Annotated in this window: 16 protein-coding genes; 9 read left to right on the top strand and 7 right to left on the bottom strand. The window is 37.0% G+C overall.

Annotated features, from left to right (window positions below; all coding sequences use genetic code 11):
- Positions 1–16: 16 nt before the first annotated feature.
- Positions 17–1,012, top strand: a complete 996-nt coding sequence (locus AB4Z45_RS03465) for an inorganic phosphate transporter (RefSeq protein WP_076271085.1) — start codon at positions 17–19, stop codon at positions 1,010–1,012.
- A 637-nt stretch (positions 1,013–1,649) separates the two neighbouring features.
- Here AB4Z45_RS03465 and AB4Z45_RS03460 read toward each other — a convergent pair.
- Positions 1,650–2,180 carry a tyrosine protein kinase gene (locus AB4Z45_RS03460; protein WP_339206962.1) on the bottom strand — a complete coding sequence of 177 codons (531 nt, stop codon included), beginning with the start codon at positions 2,178–2,180 and terminating at the stop codon, positions 1,650–1,652.
- Positions 2,181–2,402: 222 nt separating this feature from the next.
- Here AB4Z45_RS03460 and AB4Z45_RS03455 point away from each other — a divergent pair, with 222 nt between their 5' ends.
- The 4 genes from AB4Z45_RS03455 (at position 2,403) to rlmD (ending at position 6,040) form a co-directional block, all read left to right on the top strand.
- Positions 2,403–2,693: a YerC/YecD family TrpR-related protein gene (locus AB4Z45_RS03455; protein WP_054026535.1), complete on the top strand. Its 291-nt coding sequence runs from the start codon at positions 2,403–2,405 to the stop codon at positions 2,691–2,693.
- A 10-nt stretch (positions 2,694–2,703) separates the two neighbouring features.
- Positions 2,704–3,507: a sirohydrochlorin chelatase gene (locus AB4Z45_RS03450; RefSeq protein WP_441907931.1), complete on the top strand. Its 804-nt coding sequence runs from the start codon at positions 2,704–2,706 to the stop codon at positions 3,505–3,507.
- Positions 3,508–3,548: 41 nt separating this feature from the next.
- A complete protein-coding gene (locus AB4Z45_RS03445; RefSeq protein WP_179089927.1) occupies positions 3,549–4,457 on the top strand; it encodes a diacylglycerol kinase in 909 nt (302 codons plus the stop codon).
- An 80-nt stretch (positions 4,458–4,537) separates the two neighbouring features.
- Complete coding sequence (gene rlmD / locus AB4Z45_RS03440) at positions 4,538–6,040, top strand: 23S rRNA (uracil(1939)-C(5))-methyltransferase RlmD (RefSeq protein WP_441907930.1); 1,503 nt, start codon at positions 4,538–4,540, stop codon at positions 6,038–6,040.
- Positions 6,041–6,080: 40 nt separating this feature from the next.
- On the opposite strand, the gene AB4Z45_RS03435 is transcribed toward rlmD, so the two are convergent.
- Entirely contained in the window at positions 6,081–7,286 is a 1,206-nt protein-coding gene (locus AB4Z45_RS03435) for a tyrosine-type recombinase/integrase (protein ID WP_441907929.1), read from the bottom strand.
- 100 nt (positions 7,287–7,386) lie between these two features.
- A complete protein-coding gene (locus tag AB4Z45_RS03430; RefSeq protein WP_441907928.1) occupies positions 7,387–7,638 on the bottom strand; it encodes a helix-turn-helix domain-containing protein in 252 nt (83 codons plus the stop codon).
- A 682-nt stretch (positions 7,639–8,320) separates the two neighbouring features.
- Between AB4Z45_RS03430 and AB4Z45_RS03425 the strand changes: the two genes are divergently transcribed.
- The gene (locus AB4Z45_RS03425) at positions 8,321–9,991 is read left to right on the top strand and encodes a hypothetical protein (protein ID WP_441907927.1); all 1,671 of its coding nucleotides are present in this window, start codon (positions 8,321–8,323) and stop codon (positions 9,989–9,991) included.
- A 1,323-nt stretch (positions 9,992–11,314) separates the two neighbouring features.
- On the opposite strand, the gene AB4Z45_RS03420 is transcribed toward AB4Z45_RS03425, so the two are convergent.
- Both AB4Z45_RS03420 and AB4Z45_RS03415 read right to left on the bottom strand, forming a co-directional pair.
- Positions 11,315–12,133 carry a hypothetical protein gene (locus AB4Z45_RS03420; protein WP_441907926.1) on the bottom strand — a complete coding sequence of 273 codons (819 nt, stop codon included), beginning with the start codon at positions 12,131–12,133 and terminating at the stop codon, positions 11,315–11,317.
- A 71-nt stretch (positions 12,134–12,204) separates the two neighbouring features.
- Positions 12,205–12,789 carry a hypothetical protein gene (locus tag AB4Z45_RS03415; RefSeq protein ID WP_441907925.1) on the bottom strand — a complete coding sequence of 195 codons (585 nt, stop codon included), beginning with the start codon at positions 12,787–12,789 and terminating at the stop codon, positions 12,205–12,207.
- A 1,539-nt stretch (positions 12,790–14,328) separates the two neighbouring features.
- On the opposite strand from AB4Z45_RS03415, the gene AB4Z45_RS03410 reads away from it, so the two are divergent.
- Complete coding sequence (locus AB4Z45_RS03410) at positions 14,329–15,333, top strand: tyrosine-type recombinase/integrase (protein ID WP_441907924.1); 1,005 nt, start codon at positions 14,329–14,331, stop codon at positions 15,331–15,333.
- 471 nt (positions 15,334–15,804) lie between these two features.
- Here the strand turns inward: AB4Z45_RS03410 and AB4Z45_RS03405 are convergent, their stop codons facing one another.
- Together AB4Z45_RS03405 and AB4Z45_RS03400 are read right to left on the bottom strand one after the other, a co-directional pair.
- Positions 15,805–15,948 (bottom strand): hypothetical protein, encoded by a 144-nt coding sequence (locus AB4Z45_RS03405; RefSeq protein ID WP_441907923.1) that lies wholly within the window; start codon positions 15,946–15,948, stop codon positions 15,805–15,807.
- A gap of 384 nt (positions 15,949–16,332) precedes the next feature.
- Positions 16,333–16,632, bottom strand: coding sequence for a hypothetical protein (locus AB4Z45_RS03400; protein WP_441907922.1), 300 nt, complete (start codon positions 16,630–16,632; stop codon positions 16,333–16,335).
- A gap of 490 nt (positions 16,633–17,122) precedes the next feature.
- Between AB4Z45_RS03400 and AB4Z45_RS03395 the strand changes: the two genes are divergently transcribed.
- Positions 17,123–17,473 (top strand): helix-turn-helix domain-containing protein, encoded by a 351-nt coding sequence (locus tag AB4Z45_RS03395; protein ID WP_441907921.1) that lies wholly within the window; start codon positions 17,123–17,125, stop codon positions 17,471–17,473.
- Positions 17,474–18,215: 742 nt separating this feature from the next.
- Positions 18,216–19,055, top strand: coding sequence for a reverse transcriptase domain-containing protein (locus tag AB4Z45_RS03390; protein WP_441907920.1), 840 nt, complete (start codon positions 18,216–18,218; stop codon positions 19,053–19,055).
- Positions 19,056–19,304 lie beyond the last annotated feature (249 nt).

Here is a 19,304-nt window from a genome sequence, read left to right as displayed (position 1 = left end):
GTGGGAGTCTTTTACAATGGATTTAATGGTTCTATGGATTGTCGTATTTCTAGCGCTTTCGTTTGATTTTATAAATGGATTTCATGATACGGCAAATGCGATTGCAACTGCCGTATCGACTCGGGCGTTAAAACCTAGAGTTGCAATCGTAATGGCCGCCGTAATGAACTTTGTCGGTGCGATTACGTTTACAGGCGTTGCGGCCACAATTGGTAAAGGTGTAGCCAATCCAGCAGAGCTGGAGCACGGCGTTCCCATAGTTATTGCGGCTCTATTGTCAGCAATCGCATGGAACCTGATTACTTGGTGGTTCGGTATTCCTTCCTCATCCTCTCATGCTTTGATTGGCTCCCTCGCAGGCGCAGTAATCGGCGGAGCAGGCATGAGCGCAATTAACAGCGGTGGATTGATCAAGATTGTACAAGCGTTGATTTTTTCACCGCTCATTGCTTTCTCCGCAGGTTTTATCATTATGTGGATTCTCAAGAAAATCTTTGCCAAATCAAGCCCGCATCAGGTGAATAAAGGATTTCGCTTCGGTCAAATCCTGACAGCTGCTTTCCAATCGTTCTCTCACGGTACGAATGACGCTCAAAAAGCAATGGGTATTATCGTATTTGCTCTAGTTGCTTCCGGTATTCAAACTACGATGGACGTTCCGCTATGGGTTAAAATTTCCGCAGCGACAGCGATGGCGCTCGGTACCTCAGTCGGCGGCTGGAAAATCATCAAAACGATGGGGACAAAAATTTTCAAAATCGAGCCAATCAACGGCTTTGCAGCTGACATTGGTTCAGCAGCCGTTATTTTGACGGCAACGATGCTTCATCTTCCAGTAAGCACAACACATGTTATTACGTCTTCAATCCTTGGTGTCGGCAGCGCGAAACGGTTCTCCGCTGTTAAATGGGGAGTTGCAGGTCGTATCATCGTTGCGTGGGTTATTACAATTCCCATTACAATTATCATGGCGATGTTTTTCTACTGGATCATTCATTTCTTCTTCCTATAAGAAAAGCTTGAAAAAACGATTACTCTTCGGTAATATAGTGATCTGACTCTTTAAATGAGATAGTGAGGAAAACCTCACTCGCCATGAGCCTAGGCTCATGGGGAATGAGATGCTCCTCACTATTTTTTGTGTTCTCTTCTAACGTATATCCTCTGTGGACAATGTTTATCGAAAATTCGCGAAAATTGCATCTATTCACATAATTAATAACAGCTGTGTATGAGTTCCACATTTGATGGTTGTACAGCCGCTTCAGCTTCGTTGCTACCATAATATGCGGCAGAATTGATTCGTTTTCTTTTGAGAATTTATATATTTTCAGCATAAGCAGAAAACATATGCACATTGTACGAACAGCTGTGTATGGATTGTAAGATGGAAGCTGACGAAAACTGTCGAAGGTTGCACTTGTACACAGTTCATAACAATGTTGTACGAATTCAAACGGTTTTTATGTGGACAGACAAGGGAAATGGGTTATCCACAGCTGGATAACTATTTTATTTATAGTGTGATCATGTGCATAAATGGATGAAATAAAATACACCCCGATCGCTGCGTTATTCGCGGCAACCAGGGTGCTTCACTTTAATAGATGTAGGTTAAATATGTTTATAATAAACCTTCGAATCCGTGTTTAACGTTTCTTAGGCGTAGTACGGCGACGACGAACTGTTTTTTTGCCTGAGCCGGAACCAGCTCTTGGCTTGCGGCGTTTGCGGCGCTTAGGTTTCCATTCGTCAGAATCATCGTCATCAGATTCTTTTGATTTTTTGCCAAAGGAGCCCATAAGCACTTTGACAAGCGGAGCCATTTGAGAAACGCTCGACATGACCTTCTGGACCTTTGTCACGGTCGTTAAGATACCGTCGATGCCGCCCAAACGATCGATATAACCTTTAATTTCGCCTAGATTGGCAAGTGAGAAGCCGCTTGCTTTGGTGCTAGTGGTCGATTCTATAAGCTCAGCAGCTGTATCCGGTACAACGACGGGCAGGATATCCTGCGCCTGCTGCGAAGCCGGCGGCATTGTTGGCAGGTTTCCGCCAAAGCTGAAACCGCTCGACTTTGCGCCAGACGATTTGCTGAACGGCTCTTGTGCCAGACGCTGGCCGCCGTGCCAATCGTTTTGCTGGTTGCCGGTACCGGGGTTATTGCGATAGTTCACACGGATCACAACCCTTCTTTTATAACAGTTTATGGAGTAGGCGAACATAAGGATTGGACGAATGTCTCGGGTGCAGATTTTTTTCTAGATAAATGCCTGCTGCTTGTATGTGAGTTCGCGTCAAATAGGTGGGGCATTTCCTTGCGTTAATTCGGTAATGTTTGAAAAAAACGGTTAAAAAAGTTACAATAGTAGCATTAGTTTTAATAGGAGTGAATTCGCATGCAGCTTAAAAAGCTGAACGATAAAGCAATAGATCAATTATTCGAAGCGGTGCTTACATTGAAGTCAGTTGAGGAATGTTATGTTTTCTTCGATGATCTGTGTACGGTGAATGAGATCCAATCGTTATCGCAAAGACTTGAAGTAGCACGGATGCTCGGAAAAGGCAGCACTTATAACGCGATTGAAGCCGAGACAGGCGCAAGTACAGCAACAATATCGAGAGTGAAGCGTTGCTTGAACTATGGCAATGACGGTTATAAAATGGCTTTAGAACGGCTTGGAAGGTAGGAATCATGCGATGAAGCCAGGCATTCTTGTCATTAGCCACGGCTCCAGAGAAGCTGCATGGGTACAGTTAGTTGATGAGGCGGTTGCAGCAGCAGCGGCTTCGCCCCGTTTATCAGGCGTTCCAATTATGTCGTCCTTTCTCGAGATCGTGGAGGGACGGCTTATTCAGGATGGCATTGATGAATTAGAGCGACAAGGTGTTACGGATATGTTCGTAGTGCCGCTGTTCGTTTCTTCGGGCAGTACACATGTGGATGAAATTGGGCAAGCATTTGGTTTTCCATGGGTTTCCGATCTGGAGGGTGACTTAGGTACATTTCGAGTCAAAGCTACGATTCATTATGGTCTCCCCATTGACGATGATCCCCAAATTGCAGAGCTGCTCGCTTCAAACATTGCACCCTTATCCACAAAACCAGAGTCAGAAGCGTTACTGCTTATTGGCCACGGAAGCAAAGAAAAGGTATTTCATGAGCGCTGGCAGGAAGGGCTGAAGAAGCTTGGCGAGCGGGTTAGAGCGCTCGGTGGATATAAGCGCGCAGAGTATGCCATGCTATTGCCAGACCAAGCGGCAGGAAAGCTGGCAGCGATGCAGGCAGCGAATCCACAGGAAGCGGTCATTGTTGTGCCGCTATTTCTGAGCCAAGGCTATTTTACCAATCATGTCATTCCAAATCGGCTTAATGGTTTTGTTTATCGCTATAACGGCAAGGCGATGCTTCCTAATGCAGCGATTGAGCTTTGGCTGGAGCATCAGATGATCGACGGTTTACAACGGTTGCGCGAAGAGAAGCATGTCACGTTTACAGAATAAATGTTAGGTTGAATGATTGTTAGGGGTGAACCGAGATGGCAATCAAACGAGCAAGACTTATATATAACCCGACATCGGGAAGAGAAGAAATGAAAAAAAGATTGCCAGATATTCTTCAGCGTCTTGAACAGGGCGGTATTGAAACGAGCTGCCACGCCACGATAGGCGAGGGAGATGCTACGCTTGCAGCGGCTGAAGCCGCGGACCGCGGTTATGATATGATCATTGCTGCAGGCGGTGACGGTACGCTTTATGAGGTTATCAACGGCTTGACGAACAAGGCGAATCGACCTCCGCTTGGCATATTGCCAGTTGGCACAACGAATGATTTCGCACGGGCGATGGGTATTCCGAAGCATTGGGAGTACGCAGTCGACCTAATTATTCAGCAATATAGCCGGCCGATTGATGTCGGTAAGGCGAATGATCGCTATTTTATCAATATTGCTGGAGGCGGCTCCTTAACGGAACTGACCTATGATGTGCCGAGCAAGCTTAAGACGATGATTGGGCAGCTGGCATATTATATGAAGGGCATGGAGAAAATGACCCGACTTCGGCCAACTGAGCTGACTTTTCATGCAGCGGGTGTAGGGGAATTCCATGATGAGTTCATGATGTTCCTTATATGCAACAGCAATTCGGTCGGCGGTTTCGAGCGACTCGCGCCGGACTCCAAGCTTGATGACGGGCTTCTGGACGTCCTGCTTATCCGCAAATGCAATCTGCCCGAATTTATTAAGCTTGTGACGCTTGCGCTGCGCGGTGAGCATTTGAACGATCCACATGTGATTCATTTTCGGACGGATGAACTAAAGGTGACTACACCGGATTATGTGCAAATTAACCTCGATGGAGAATATGGCGGCGTGCTGCCATGCACCTTTTCGGTGCTGCCGTCGCATTTGCGTATTTTTGCTGATGAGACTGGGGAATCGACTTACCGTTAAGCCCTTATGTATTCGTAAATCTGGGAATGATAAATAGGAACTAGCATGCAACAGCATTGAAGATAGAGCGGAGAGAGTTTATGAACAAAGGTAGAAGCAGAGGCGGCAAAGGCAGATCGCGGGGTGCTGCGGGTACGGGTACTCGTGCAGCGGCGATTCCAGCAGATGCGCCTTTTCAGAAAAATGAAGAAGTCACCGTCGATATTATCGGCCTGACACATGATGGAGAAGGGGTAGGCCGCACTGACGGCTTTACCCTTTTTATACAGGGAGCACTTCCTGGTGAGCGTGTGCGCGCGAAGGTGATGAAGGTAAAGAAGCAATATGGCTATGCGAAGCTTGAAGAGCTGATGCTTAAGAGCCCATCGCGTATAGAACCGCCTTGTGATATTTATAAGGAATGTGGCGGCTGCCAGCTGCAGCATTTTGATTATCCGGCGCAGCTGGAGTGGAAACGCCAGCATGTTGTGGATAACTTGATGCGAATCGGCAAACTGAATGTGGATGGTGAAGGCAATCTGTCAGATGGAGAGAATGCGTCTACTGGGATTGTTGTTCACCCTACTATTGGAATGGACGAGCCTTGGCGTTATCGCAATAAAGCATCGGTACCAATCGGCACCAGTTCTAAAGATGGTCAATTAATTGCTGGCTTCTACGCCCGCGGCAGCCATCGGATTATCGATATGGACGATTGTCTGATTGAGCATGAGCATAATGATGAGGTTATTCGTGTTGTAAAACGAATTGGACGTGAGCTTGGCGTCACACCTTATGATGAGGAAACAGGCCGCGGCGTGCTGCGCCATGTAATGGCACGGACAGGCGTTGTCACCGGCGAGATCATGGTCGTGTTGGTCACGAACAGCAGGAAGCTGCCTTCGTCGGATGAATGGGTGAGGCGCATCCGCGAGGAGCTCCCTGGCGTGAAGAGCATCGTTCAAAATGTGAACGAGCGGAATACGAACGTTATATTCGGTGATGAGACTCGTGTCCTCTGGGGCAGCGAGGTTATCTATGATGAGCTCGACGGCATTCGCTTCGCAATATCGGCGAGATCGTTCTATCAAGTGAACCCGATGCAAACGGTGGAGTTATATCGTAAAGCTGTCGAGTATGCAGGCCTAACAGGCTCGGAAACGGTGATTGACGCTTATTGCGGCATTGGTACGATATCGTTGTTCCTTGCAAGGCAGGCTGGACGCGTTTATGGCGTTGAAATCGTACCCGAGGCAATCGAGGATGCGGCGCGGAACGCGGCGCTCAACGGCATTACGAACGCCTCGTTCGAGGCGGGCCCTGCGGAGGTTGTTATTCCTCGCTGGCGCAAGGAAGGCATAACGGCCGATGTTATTGTCGTTGATCCACCGCGCAAAGGCTGCGACCCTGCACTGCTTGAGACGATTCTGGCGATGAAGCCGGAGCGAGTAGTGTATGTGAGCTGCAACCCTTCTACGCTGGCAAGGGATTTGCGCGTGTTGGAGGACGGCGGGTATAGGACGACTGAGGTTGTGCCGGTGGATATGTTTCCGTGGACGGTTCATGTGGAGAGTGTTGCTTCCTTGATCTATAAGGGGTTCTGAGTTGTGAAATGAGTAGATGGGGACGAAACGGGGACGGAAGTTATTTCTGTCCCCGTTTACCTATTAAGAACGCTTCAAACTTATCAGCAGCTGATTGATCCGCAGAGCGGAGAGCGTGTCCGTAAACGTTCATTGTAGTAGTGATATTGCCGTGTCCAAGACGTTCAGAGATAATTTTGGCGTGAACGCCTTGATTGATAAGTAGTGTAGCCGATGTGTGGCGGAGGTCATGAAAACGGATATATCTTAATTTATTGTTCTTGATGAAGTTACGAAACCATAAATATGATCGTTCTTGATGAAATGCTTTGCCATCCGGATGACAGAACATAAAAAAGTAATTTCCACCTTGCCAGCGATCCCCGATTTTATCACGCTCTTTAATTTTGTATATATAGTATTCTCTCATGTCTTCCAGCATGGATGCGGGTATTGATACTTTACGTTTCGAGTTCTTGGTTTTGGGTTCTTTCACGTGGGCGATGCCTGCTGGGGACATCGAGACGCTTTGAACTACATCAATAACACCAGTATTCCAGTCGATGTGTTTCCATTCTAATCCTAATAATTTCCCTCTTCTTAGTCCAGTGGTTAAGGCTAAGGTCACCATTACTCTCCAATGAATTGGCTCTTTCTGTAAGACATGAAGTAATTTCTTAACTTCGATTTCATCGTAAGGTATTATTACTTTATGTTTGACTAAAGGTTTTTTCACACCATCAACCGGGCTGTGTTTAATGACTCTCCATTCAACAGCTCGGGTGAAAATATTTTTTAGTATTCGATGATTTATTTCAATTGTGCCAGATGATAAGTTCCCTTTTCGAAAACCTTGGCGTGCACCGTCAATTGCTAAAGAGTCGATGAAGCTTACAATATGGAGAGTTTTGATTTGGTCAATTCTCAAGTGTCCAAAAATTGGAACTATTTTATTTTTTAAGTTGGACTTATAAGTGTATAGGGTCCTTTCAGCTAAATGTTTTAAAGCATATTTGACTTCCCATTCCTTTACAAATGCTATAAAAGTCATTTTTTCTGGTGTAATAAATTCTCCGGCTTCGACTTCAATCTTAAACTTTACCAATTCCTCGTTCAGATAATCACTCAATCGCTTCTTTGTTTTTAATAGTGTTTGATCTTCGATTTTAATTGGTTTATATCGTTTTACTCGTTTACCTTTCGCGTCATATCCTACTTCGACAACAAGTCTCCATGAATTCGGACCACGTTTCTCAATACTTGCCATATGCTTACCTCCAAAAAAAGTGATTCTGTTTTAATAATATTGTAGGTTAAAGAAAGGCCTGTAGCTGATACAAGCCTTTTTAATACTTCCAATAAGCAATTTACCTTAAGCTGTTTATTTCTTGTTGTTGCATCCAAGCATTTAAGGAATCTCTTCTGAAAAGTATCTTTGTCCCCACTCGCAAATGTGGAATTCTTCCAGCTCGTACCTCGCTATACAGTTTATCTTTAGAAACTTTACAATGAAAAATGTTTTCCCAAGCTTCTGAAAATGTAAGTGTATTGTGTGTTTGTGGTTGATTTTCTTGATTATAAAAAGAAGTGTTTAAGAATTGGTGATTAGTATTGTTCAATCGAAACCATCCTCTCAATGTGTATGTTTTTAATGTTAATGAGTAAGAATTTTTCGATCATTTCTTCTCAGATGGATTGCATGTAAAGCTACATTATATAACTCGTTATCCCAAACACTGCGACCATTCGCTAGAACAAATGGATACCCATTCCATAGAATTAAGACCCAAATGAACAAGGACAGTAGTAGAATTCGTTAGAGGAGCGAGACAACCTTTTTGAGGAAAGAGATCCTCATTTTCGTTTGTATTATTTATTAATTTAAAATACCACTCAAAAGGTCCATCCTCTTGATGTTCGAGTGAAAAGCATTTGAATATATCTGGATAAGATGCTAGGTAACATGCTGAAGAGTATTCTCTGTTATACATTTTGAATTTGTCCATGCATAAATGGAAATTAATACTGTGAGCATCATTAATGAAAAACTTGCTTTTCCCTCCTGAACTTATTTAATGATGGTGTTAACATATCCGTAAATTTTTTTAAAACAAGAGAAAATCAAAAAACTATAAATATTCTCAAATCTAAATGGGTCATATTCTGAAAAGGAGAATGTCCCATTTTTAAATTTTAAATATAATCAAAAATTTATAATAAAATTTGGTTCCTCAGATAAACCCATATATCATACCTACAATTTGAATTGCTCGTGCGAGCTATTTGTTGGAGGTGACAGGGATGGGTTTGTTAGCAACTAAAGAAACATTTGAAGAATATGAAGAAACAACGCAATCAAATGAGTCACTTTTAATTGAAACACAAGGTGCATTTGAAACCTTTAAAAGCGCAATTCGATATATGTATGATGGGAAACTATCAAATGAAACACAGCCTAATAAAACAGGTGTCTATTCTATTCAAAATGAGTTTGGTTGGGTTACAACACCTGAGCATTTAGAAGCTTTAAGAAACCCATTACAATATACACATTTAAAAGCTAGAAGTATTCCGTCACTTCTAAATAAAATAATTCAAAATAATCACTTGTATATGCGCTATAACATGTCTTACACATCACAAACTCATAGAAAAAGTGATTTGAGATACATTGTTACTGTTCCTCTTGATTTTGATGATGTTCAGCTGGAGGAGTTAAATATTTCTACTGCGATTGAATTGAAGACGCATATTAATAAATTTGGCTTTGAAGTTTTTTTGATTATAAAAACAGATACAGGATACCATGCACATTTGCCTATAGAGCCTTTAAAAGTAATGGAAATGGGTGCGAAGCATTATGATTTGATTCTGAAAAAAATAGTAAAACTTCTAGGTTCAGATCCCAATAGTGCTTCGGCTGAACACTTTTTTCGTGTACCTAACTCCAAAAATGTAGTTAATTTCTTTAATATTGAAAAACCTAAATTAGATTTTTATGAAAACAAACTAAAAGATATTAGTGTAAGGAATCAGGAAGCGAAAAAGACAGATCGATTAATCACACCTGTTCTTTTCGGGAAAAATATGAATCAAAAGGCTATGCGTGAGTTATTAAAGGGGAATTTTAATGTAGAATGTTATGCCACTGATGGCTATGGTAAAACTAGAAAATGTGGAAGAAACAATGCTTGTTTATCAGTGGCATTAGGCATGTTCGCTGATAATATTTCTCAGTCCGAAACAAGAAGGGTATTGCTGAAATGGAGGGAAGAGGCAATAAATAATGATGATTTTCCAGAAGAAGAAGTTCTCAGAATAATTAGTAATGCCTATTCTGGGAAATATGAGGGGCCAGGAAAGTTCTATGTTGAAGCATTGACTGGAATGTCTTTTATTCCTTATACAATTCCTAAAGCTCGCGGTAAACGACAAAATCACTTCTCTGAAATAAGAGATGATTTGATTAAATATCTTAATGAGCATTATCGTAAATACAATGAGCATTTAGAAATGTCTCAAGGAAAGTTAGCAACAGAATTATCAGATTTTACTGGGTTTTTAATTTCTGTCGATTCATTAAAAAAAGTTATTGCACAAATGAAAAAAGAAGAGATGTTGGAAATAAAAACGATTCGGCGCGGTAAGTCTTATATTTCTATATATATTTTATGTGATCTTTTATCTGCTTCTGGATGTATGATAGAAATACAAGATACTAATGAAGTAATCGAAGAAAATGTTGAAGAACTAATAGTCGAAAATAATATTGAAAGCTATATATTTCACAGTGCCAACGCGTATACCTATATATCTAATGCTAATGGTTCTTTAAGGTCTAGATCTTTAGGAACTTGTTCTTTAAAGTTAAACAATAGAACTTCAACCAACAGCAGAAACCGAAAAATTCAGACAGCGAATATTTGTTCAATTGCAATGTGGAGTTATTTATTCTTCTTCTTAGATGATTGAACTTCTCTATTAGTGGAAGCTATTTTCATGTATTAAGATAATCCATCATCATTTTATTATTGGATAATAATGAAGAATATTGCACCGGCAAAACAATTTGATAGTACAAAGAAATGAGTACTATCTATGCCATTATTGCTATAAATTATATTGACAAATTTGGAATACGACAGAAAAAAACAACCATGTATAAATGGAGACCATCAAGGAAGAGTAGGTCGTGATTCAAGAAATCATTGAAAAATATGGTAGCGGGTTGTTACTTACAAACCTTAATCAACCTAGAGATTCGATCTATCTCTATTAATGAATGTGCCGTAGAAATATGACGTGAAAATCAGTTCTTGGAAGCTGTCCCCTAATACGTGACGGGCGAACCATGATGTTTATCATGCCCTTGTCTGTTGCTATTTTTATTAAATCGTCTATCGAGTAAGGTGAAGTTTTTCCACATGACACAACCGATTGTGGTTCCGGTATTCGCGTGCTTCAAGCATTTGGTAGCTAATTACTATAAGTGCAAAAAAGGTAACCAATAATGTAGGTCTCATGAGGGGGAGGTTGATTTAATTAAGCGCAATCAGTCGTTGCTAGCGTTTAATTACTTGTAGATGTTGTCTTAGAGGCTTGAGAGACTTATTTAGAATTAAGAATGAAACATGATGATACTAGCCCTCAGCCACAGCTTAGTGCAATACCCGCGTCCACAACAACTGTTCGGAATGGCGCAATTTTGAAGAGAGGGAAATAGAACTATTGAGATATATAAAGACAAACGATTTATCTAAATGAAAAGATATTGATAAGGAGTGGTTGTTTTTTAGAGTAACTATTCATTTTCGGTGCGTATGTTTGATTTATATGTCAAATGAGAAATGATCTTGGCTGATTAATCGGATATATAATATAAGAGGCTAAGGCTTATGTGATTTTTATTGATTTTCCGAGGAACACAAATGGGAGGATAAATTATTAGCTTTGGCGTTCTTGAAATTTCTTGTTGTTATCTCTTTGGTATTTAAGTTTTGAAATATAAAATACAATAAACGTAAATACCGCCTTCCATATAGAGGGCGGTATTTCGTTCGATACTTAAGATCAACTATTTATAGAAAAGAATAATGATCTCCTGTGCTTAATACAATTCAATATGGTTCGAGGGGGGATTGCAATGAATAATATACAATAGATCTTTCATTGCAAAATTCATTTCTTTCAAGTGATGTATGTGTTCCTGTCCTTTTTCTTATAGATAATTATAAAGTAATGTTAATGAGTTTTATCTAAATCATTTTTTTTGGATAAGAATACATTTCTTCACGATTATTGTGTTTCATGTTGAGTTGTTTTCAAATACTCTTTATCAAAGTCATTTTCTGTAAGATTGATAACACCATATAAAGAAGCATGAGGATAATAACTATGTTTTTTTCCTTCATAAGTGTAGGACACCTTAGGTCGAATAACATAAAACTTATATGAAGGATTATCAATATTAGCTTCAATTTTTGATTTCAATTTACCAGATAAATCAAATTCGAGTTTTGTTGATTCCATTAATACATCGTCTAAATTAATGTGCACCTCATTTAATAAGACTTTTTCACTGGATTTATTGACTAAATTAACAAGATAACCATCGAAAAAAGAAGAAATAATAGCATAATCCTCTCCCATTTCAATCGGCGATTTATCTATTGAATCTTTATTTTCAACATTAAAGTACCAATTACCAATCGTATAATTTTTACTTGATCTGTTTTTAAAATTTATTTCTATTTCAGAAAGTCTTTCAATTCCTAAGTTATTAAAGCTTAATACCATTTCAATATTTTTAACATCGTATTTACCTGTAGATTCACTATTAAAAAAAGAAAAGTTTTTTATCTGTACATTTTTAGAATTTTTAAAATTTATAGATTCAACCACTGTAGGATCTAAGTAATCATTAGAATTCTTCTTTAATAAATACGTTATTACAAGTGTGTATTCAGATCCTTTTTCAGCATAAAAAGAAGTATTATAGTGTATAAAATGAGCTTCTTCATATATTTTATTAGGGGAGCATGATGCTGAAGATATGGTAATTAATAATGTCACTAGTAAAGTGATGCTATTTTTAAACAAACTTAATTTATACAATAACAACAACTCCAATCAATTTTTCTTTAAATGCACCGTCCTAATTATAAGGGACGGTGCATTTATAAAGATTATTGGTACTTAACAATAAGATAGGAATTGGATGTAGGTTCTATATATGTAGTATTTACCCAATCATCAGGGAATTGTACACATACTCCAGCTTCGCAGGCTATTACAGTACGTTTATATTGAATATATTGTTGCATAAGGTCCATATTGTAGCTTAGCTTACTGAATTTAGTTGGGTCCGCTGGAATACTTACACCAACTGAATACGTTGTAGTATAGCTAGCAGCAAGCCCGAATTGAGCTTTTACTTTAGATGCAGCATCAGCTGTAATATTAGTTGAAAAAGTAAGAGCAACACTTTGAGTTTCTGTCCAAGTATATTTGTCTGATTTAGCCCAACTTCCGGTTAGATATCTAATAAATGCCTTTGAATTCTGGTATCTAGGTCCCAATATATTAAATTCGTAAACTGAAGTAGCTGAAAGCGGGCTAATTTGAGCAGGGGGTTCGGGATCTCTTACAGCTTCAACATAAACAGCATCTTCATTTGTTTCATTTGGGGAATTAACATTTGATGCATAAGCAGCATTCCCGAATGAGAATATCATTATTGATATTAGCGATATCTGGAAAAGTTTTTTCATTATTTAACCTCCATAATATTTTATAGTATTGGCCAATACCTAGACTTAAACTATCACGAAAAACAAAATATGTCAAAGATACTCTAAATTTCAAGCATTGGTTATTAAGAATAAATATGTTCTATATTCCAAAATAGTTGTTTAGAGGAAATGGTAGTTGCATATCCACTGTTCATTCTGAATCCTGAGTTACTTTGCTATTAGATCTGCGATGAGGTATCGATTGATTGCGTCTAACATTCTGAATTTTGAATCGTTAAATAAATTAATGCTTGACTATCACAACGACTACGGAAAAATTCTAGAGGACGTTACAACTAAGCTACGCAGTACAGCGGAAACATTGTACCCTTCAAACATTTCATATGTAACAATAAATGGTGGGCAGGCCTATGAAAATGAAAAGGATGTTTTGGTTATGATATTATCCTTTAGTTTTCAAACGATGTGTTTAGACCACATCTGGAACTGTGTAAATACTTGTTCTTTAACTAGTCATGGAGTATTATTGAAATTAACTAAATATTGATCGATTATGCGGAAGCACCGCAGATTAATACCCTATCAACGGGTTAGGTCTGCGGTTTTTTTGTATTTCCGAGACAAATTGGAGGATGAAAATATGGATTGTTGTAATTTATGCTAAATTCAAGCAGAAATGCTTTTTAAACATCTGAAATATGACATCGGCTCACTGTGCTTGAAATGCTATATGAAAATCCAAGCAACATGTTCAACTTGTGGAGATAGTTTTATACCACACGAAGTCCTAGAAGGTATTACATATAGAATTAAGGCGAAATATATTGGAATGAGCGATAGGAATATTATTGTTTGTGATAGCTGTTATGAGGCAATTCAGCATACATTTCCTGAGCAAATGGAATGAAAATAGATAAACCGGAAAATCAGGGAGACAATATTTCAAATCCTTAGCATTCAATATAATACTGGTTTTTTCAAGTGGAAATTAATGATGTACTCTAATTGCTACTATTTCAAATTAAAACTTTAAGAGATAACACTGTTTTTATGAATCCATTTGGATCTTATACTGACAGTGTTTTTCTTGTTTAATTCAATAAAAGTAATATATTAATTCCGAGAGATAATAAAAACTAATGAAGGGAGAATTTATTAAATGAGAATATGTGGAGGGTATAACAAAAGGAGCTCGTGTATACAAATTGACGGAATTATATTGATTTTACAGCCGAATATTTATTGTAATTTGATCAATGAAAACCAAAACCATTGATTCATTTAATCAGTTTTATCAGAATAGGAGTTATTTAGAGGTAATTATCATCTACTTTGGTTTTCTTGCTACCATGTTACTGGTTCAATTACAGTACTAAAAGCGTGCCTGGCGGTTTAAATCATTTTCATTTTTCAGGATAACATTTTATTTTCAAACGAGTTGAATTTAGTACTGCAACACCTTACGACGAAGTTGTAAGGTGTAAAGAGTTTGATGTTTTTTTTGGTATTCTTGGTGTTTTTAATGTGGTAATCGTGATTTTTGATGGAGGGATTGTCGTGGCTAGTATAACGTATCAAATGAAATGTGCATTGCAAGAGATCAATCAAATTAACGAGTCAAAAATTAATGCTAGAGAAAGCAATGATTTCGATAATATCCATTCAATCAAATACTATAAAGATACTCTAGATACAGCTGTTAAATTCGGGGGTTTTTGCAAGGAAAGTTTCGGAGTGAAAAAAGTAGCGGATATTTCAAACACACATTATGAGTCTTTTATGAAGTTTAATGAAAATAAGGGGTGTACTGTAGGACATTTAATTAACCTTGAAAGTCATTTATTGAAATTACAAATAGGTATAAGTAAAATGGTTGAATCAAAAAAAATGAATGTGGTCTTTAAGCCTTTTGTTGAGAAAAGAATGTATAATCCATCTGATCGCGAACCACCTAAAAATAGAAGTTATACACAAGACGAAATATCTAAATTTGATAGTATATTCTCTCATTCAGTTCGTGATGCTATGCAAATGAGCATACAACTAGGTCTTAGAATACGGGAGGTATGTAACTTACGTATTGAGTTCGTTGTTGAGAAAAATGGTGAAATGCACATACATATACCACCAGGAGAAGGAAAGGGGATTACAAAAGGAGGAAGATTTCGGTCACTGCCCGTACCAGCCCAATATCAATCAAAATTACGTGAATTAATTATTAATCGGAACTCAAAAGACAAAATATTAAATGTAAAACAAGGTACCTTGAGAAGTGCCTTAAAAAGAGCTTGTGACAAATTAGGGATTAAATCAAGGGGATGGCATGGATTTCGTCATACGTATGCAAGAAATCGCTTGGAATTGTTATTAGGGGATAAAAAGGAAATAGGAAAGGATATAATACGTGAAATGTTAAATAATCGAGAGAAACATTTAAAGATAGATCAGAAAATAATTCATCCTGATCTAGAAGTGGTACAAAAGATGATAAATCAAATACACTCAGAATTGGGTCACGGAGAAAATCGCTGGGGTCTCATGGCTGTATATTTATCGTTTTAGATTACAAATAATGAGCATCAAAAGAATATCGTTTACGAAAAATATATAAAACATAACTAAAGTATGAAATACATATTTGAAATATGTTTTATATATTGAGAATATTAAATTTGAAAATAGTTTTCAATTATTTGAAAAATTGAGCACGAATTTTTGATATTAGAAACACACTAAAAGTATTAAATTCTTGTTTTGAATATTCATTACATATTTTCTATATATGTTACATATTTATAGTATGCAATACATACACGAGGTATAAGAAGTATATTTAAAATATATCTCATATACTTTATGTATGTTTTGTATTCAAAATAATTCAACGGTCCATGTTCTTGGTTCATTGAAATTGGACCAACTTTCAGAGTACATCATTCCCTGAATTATGTAAGATTGAAATAAAGTTGAATCTTATATTTGATTAAAATTACCAAAAGAACTTTCACTTGAATTTTAAAATCAAGTCTAATATTACTTCTTCTCATTAATTAGTCTTTCATGTTCAGCTCGAACAACTAATGCCTTTGCTATCTGCTTTTCTTCTTCCTCTAACAGATTTTTATAAAAATTAAGACCATTTTTTTTAATATAATCACTCACATTTACTCGGCTCACTCGAATCACTCCTTTGATAATAGATTGAATTTATGGCTAATATTCGTTACGTCTCAAAGCTTAGTTTAACATGGATATATTTATCATAAGTGGCTAGTACATAAAAAGGTAATGTTATACCAAACAAATATTCTTGAATTTGTTTAAATTTATTAGGTTTCAAATAATGCGAATCCAGTCATCTGGTCCACTTAATTTGCTTTTTTCCAACTCTAATATTAAATTTTATGGGCTCAATGAAAATACCGCCAATTTCCCCGCAATTACTGCAAGTCCAGTACAATTCATCTTGTTTTCGAGTTACACCAAAACCGCGACAATTTATGCATTGTACATCTTCATTGTATTCTTTTTGTGTATCTAAATGTTTGGATGATTTATCACTCATTGTAGCACCTCAGATTTAAATGTCATTATCTCTTCGCAGTCAGAACACTTGTCTATTTGGCTTTGACTGAAAAAGGGAAAACAATCAATTTTAATTCCTCCACAATAAGAGCACTCCCTAGCCCCATATTCTTTAATTAAGGTAGTTATATTGCTCTCTAGATTTCTTAAAACGTCTATTCCATCCTTAGTGTAGCCATTCATTAGGACAAGATTGTGGTCAATCTGTTCGATATAAATTGGTCGATTAGATGATTTGCCAACTCCAATATTTTTTGTTCGTGAAGTACTTTTCATATTAATTCCCCCCCATTTTTAATATCTTAATGTTTTTCATCATATAATTTGTATTGATAGATTGGTATATAATAGTTTAAGAATATTAAAGCAAAGAGTAAACTAAGCTAAGCTTAGAGCAAGTAGATATATTTTGAACTTATCAGTAATTTCTCCTCGTTCCCCAGCTCAGTTCTGACCTACTCGATTATATTCTGAATGTGGCGTTCTTATTTTAGTATGAATGTTGTGCTTATCAAAATAACGGCTAGGACAAAGAATAGGATCGAAAGATAATAATAAATCATAATCTACGTTCCCTTGTATCTTGTATTAAGTAGTGCCGTTCATAGAAAATTATTATTTCCGATTTCAGTCAATAATCATTGAAAGCCTACATACTCTATTATACACCGTATTGTTCCTGTATGGTACTAAAATTCAAAGTTAAGACCTTATGGTTCGTTCTTATTGACAGGCTAAATGTCTACACTTTTTATGAGGTGTGGCTATGAATAATGATATATTAAAACTAGTTGGCGAGAAGATAAGAGAAGTTAGAAAAGAAAAAGGATTAACACAGGAACAGCTCGGAGAAATGGCGGATTTCACATACTCTTATATAGGCCGAATTGAGAGAGGTCAAAAAAATATATCGTTGCAGAATTTGGATAGAATAGCAAGGATTTTAGATGTACCAGTTCACCGACTATTTGATTATGAGTATGAATACAGTAAGCTCACAAACAAGGGTAAACTAGTTAGTGGAATTTTGGATATGCTAATCAAGCAAGATGAATCGGATTTATCTAAATCAAAAGTAATACTGAAAGAGATATTTGGTGATAAGAGTCGAAATTAAAGGCAATTAACATCTTTTTGTTGGAAAATATCATCTATTATGGCAACATGAAGGGCCTCATAAAATGAGTTATGAGGGAGATCGGTGAATTACTGTCAAGCATAATCTCTAGCACTCCATTCATATTCATCCATCCCATGCTAATTATAGTATAGCATATCAGTGTATTTAATAGCCCTGCCATAGGCTTTACGGTTTATGGTGGAAAGGAGAGTATGCTTGCAAGGGTTTTCTGATGTTATTCAGAGTAATAGGCTATGATTACATATCTTTGCTAGCTTTGCCAAAAATAATGAATACTAAAAATTATAAAACAAAGAGATATACACATTTCGATTATAGAGTTTCAATAGAGAAAATTATTGATGATCTAAAAAACCCATGCTGGGTAACTCGGCATGGGTTCTACCTGTTTATATATTTTAAATAAATACATTGAAGTACGATAAGAAAAGTAAAAAGTCTAAACCAAAAGAACGTGAAATTTTCCATGCATCTCATATAGATTGTTATATATATAAATATTATGGTGACCTATTAAATGATTGCTATAACGGAGTTGTTGAGGATTTAGGTATAAATGATGTTGCAACAGCATATAGAAACAATTTAGCGGAAAGAGCAATATTCATATTGCAAAAGAGGTAATCGATTTTAAAAAAATAAGCAGAAGGCTTATATTTTTGTTTCAGAATTTACAGAGTTTTGCGATACTTTAGATCATAATTATCTTAAAGATAAATTGAAATATGTTCTTAATCAAGAAACACTTTCAGATGACTATTATGCTGTATTTAACAACATTACGAAGTATAGTTATCTAGAGAAAGAAGACATAGATACAGAGTTGAAAACTAAACACAGTCAAGAAGAAATAAAAAAACTTCTGAGATTTTTTGACGATGAACAATTTAGAATTTTTAAAAAAGATAAAATCAAAAAGAACACTAAAAGCTTTGGTATACCTCAAGGAGCAGGTATTAGTTCTGTGTGTTCAAACATATACCTATTGGATTTTGACCGGAAGATAAATGAGTATGTTAAAAACCATGAAGGAATGTATAGAAGGTATTGTGACGATTTAATAATTGTTATTCCGATTGATGAAGAAAACGGTGAATATAATCATGTTCCACATAAAGATTTTTTAAATTATGTTATAAATGAGATCCCAAACCTTTCGATTCAAGAGGAGAAAACTGGGCAATATCTTTTCTCTAATAATGAGATATTAAAAGTAGATAATACCTCGAATAGTTCGAGGCTTGACTATTTAGGATTTACTTTTGATGGGCATAACGTACGTGTCCGAGATAAAAGTTTATTCAAATTCTATAATAGAGCCTACCGAAAAGTAAGGATATGTAATAAGAAATCCAAAGAATATGGACGTAAAACTTATAGACGTGGACTTTATGAAAACTACACACATTTAGGCAAACGGAGAAAGGGACATGGGAATTTCTTAAGTTACATATCACGTGCTCAAAAAGCCTTTGACTCAAATTCAATAACGAATAATTTGATGGAACATCAAGTGAAGAATCATTGGAATAGAATAACTGTACGTTTAGATCCGTAGAGAAGTTTCGGAACATGGTTTGGAACCCAGAGTGCTGTTTAACTCCCAAATTCTAAGCAAGAACCATTTTTACCGATTATGGAAATTATAGTATCGTCATTATGATCGGAAGCATCGACAAAACCCTGAAGCGGAAGAACCGTTTTTGGGTTTTTTTATTTTCACTTTAAAAACGAATATTATTTTTTAAAAATTTATAGAAGAGAACGCTGTAACCATTAAATGCTTTGTCGAGTATTGTAGACATAA

Source organism: Paenibacillus sp. MCAF9 (assembly GCF_052114265.1).
Taxonomy (GTDB): domain Bacteria; phylum Bacillota; class Bacilli; order Paenibacillales; family Paenibacillaceae; genus Pristimantibacillus.
This window is presented reverse-complemented; position numbering and strand designations above follow the sequence as displayed.

What these genes read in the sequence shown, in the direction of transcription:
- AB4Z45_RS03465 (WP_076271085.1), top strand. Translation starts at nt 17, where the DNA reads ATGGATTTAATGGTTCTATGGATTGTCGTATTTCTAGCGCTTTCGTTT.
- AB4Z45_RS03415 (WP_441907925.1), bottom strand. Translation starts at nt 12,789, where the DNA reads ATGAAAAAACTTTTCCAGATATCGCTAATATCAATAATGATATTCTCA.
- AB4Z45_RS03450 (WP_441907931.1), top strand. Translation starts at nt 2,704, where the DNA reads ATGAAGCCAGGCATTCTTGTCATTAGCCACGGCTCCAGAGAAGCTGCA.
- AB4Z45_RS03395 (WP_441907921.1), top strand. Translation starts at nt 17,123, where the DNA reads ATGAATAATGATATATTAAAACTAGTTGGCGAGAAGATAAGAGAAGTT.
- AB4Z45_RS03425 (WP_441907927.1), top strand. Translation starts at nt 8,321, where the DNA reads ATGGGTTTGTTAGCAACTAAAGAAACATTTGAAGAATATGAAGAAACA.
- AB4Z45_RS03435 (WP_441907929.1), bottom strand. Translation starts at nt 7,286, where the DNA reads ATGGCAAGTATTGAGAAACGTGGTCCGAATTCATGGAGACTTGTTGTC.
- AB4Z45_RS03400 (WP_441907922.1), bottom strand. Translation starts at nt 16,632, where the DNA reads ATGAAAAGTACTTCACGAACAAAAAATATTGGAGTTGGCAAATCATCT.
- AB4Z45_RS03455 (WP_054026535.1), top strand. Translation starts at nt 2,403, where the DNA reads ATGCAGCTTAAAAAGCTGAACGATAAAGCAATAGATCAATTATTCGAA.
- rlmD (WP_441907930.1), top strand. Translation starts at nt 4,538, where the DNA reads ATGAACAAAGGTAGAAGCAGAGGCGGCAAAGGCAGATCGCGGGGTGCT.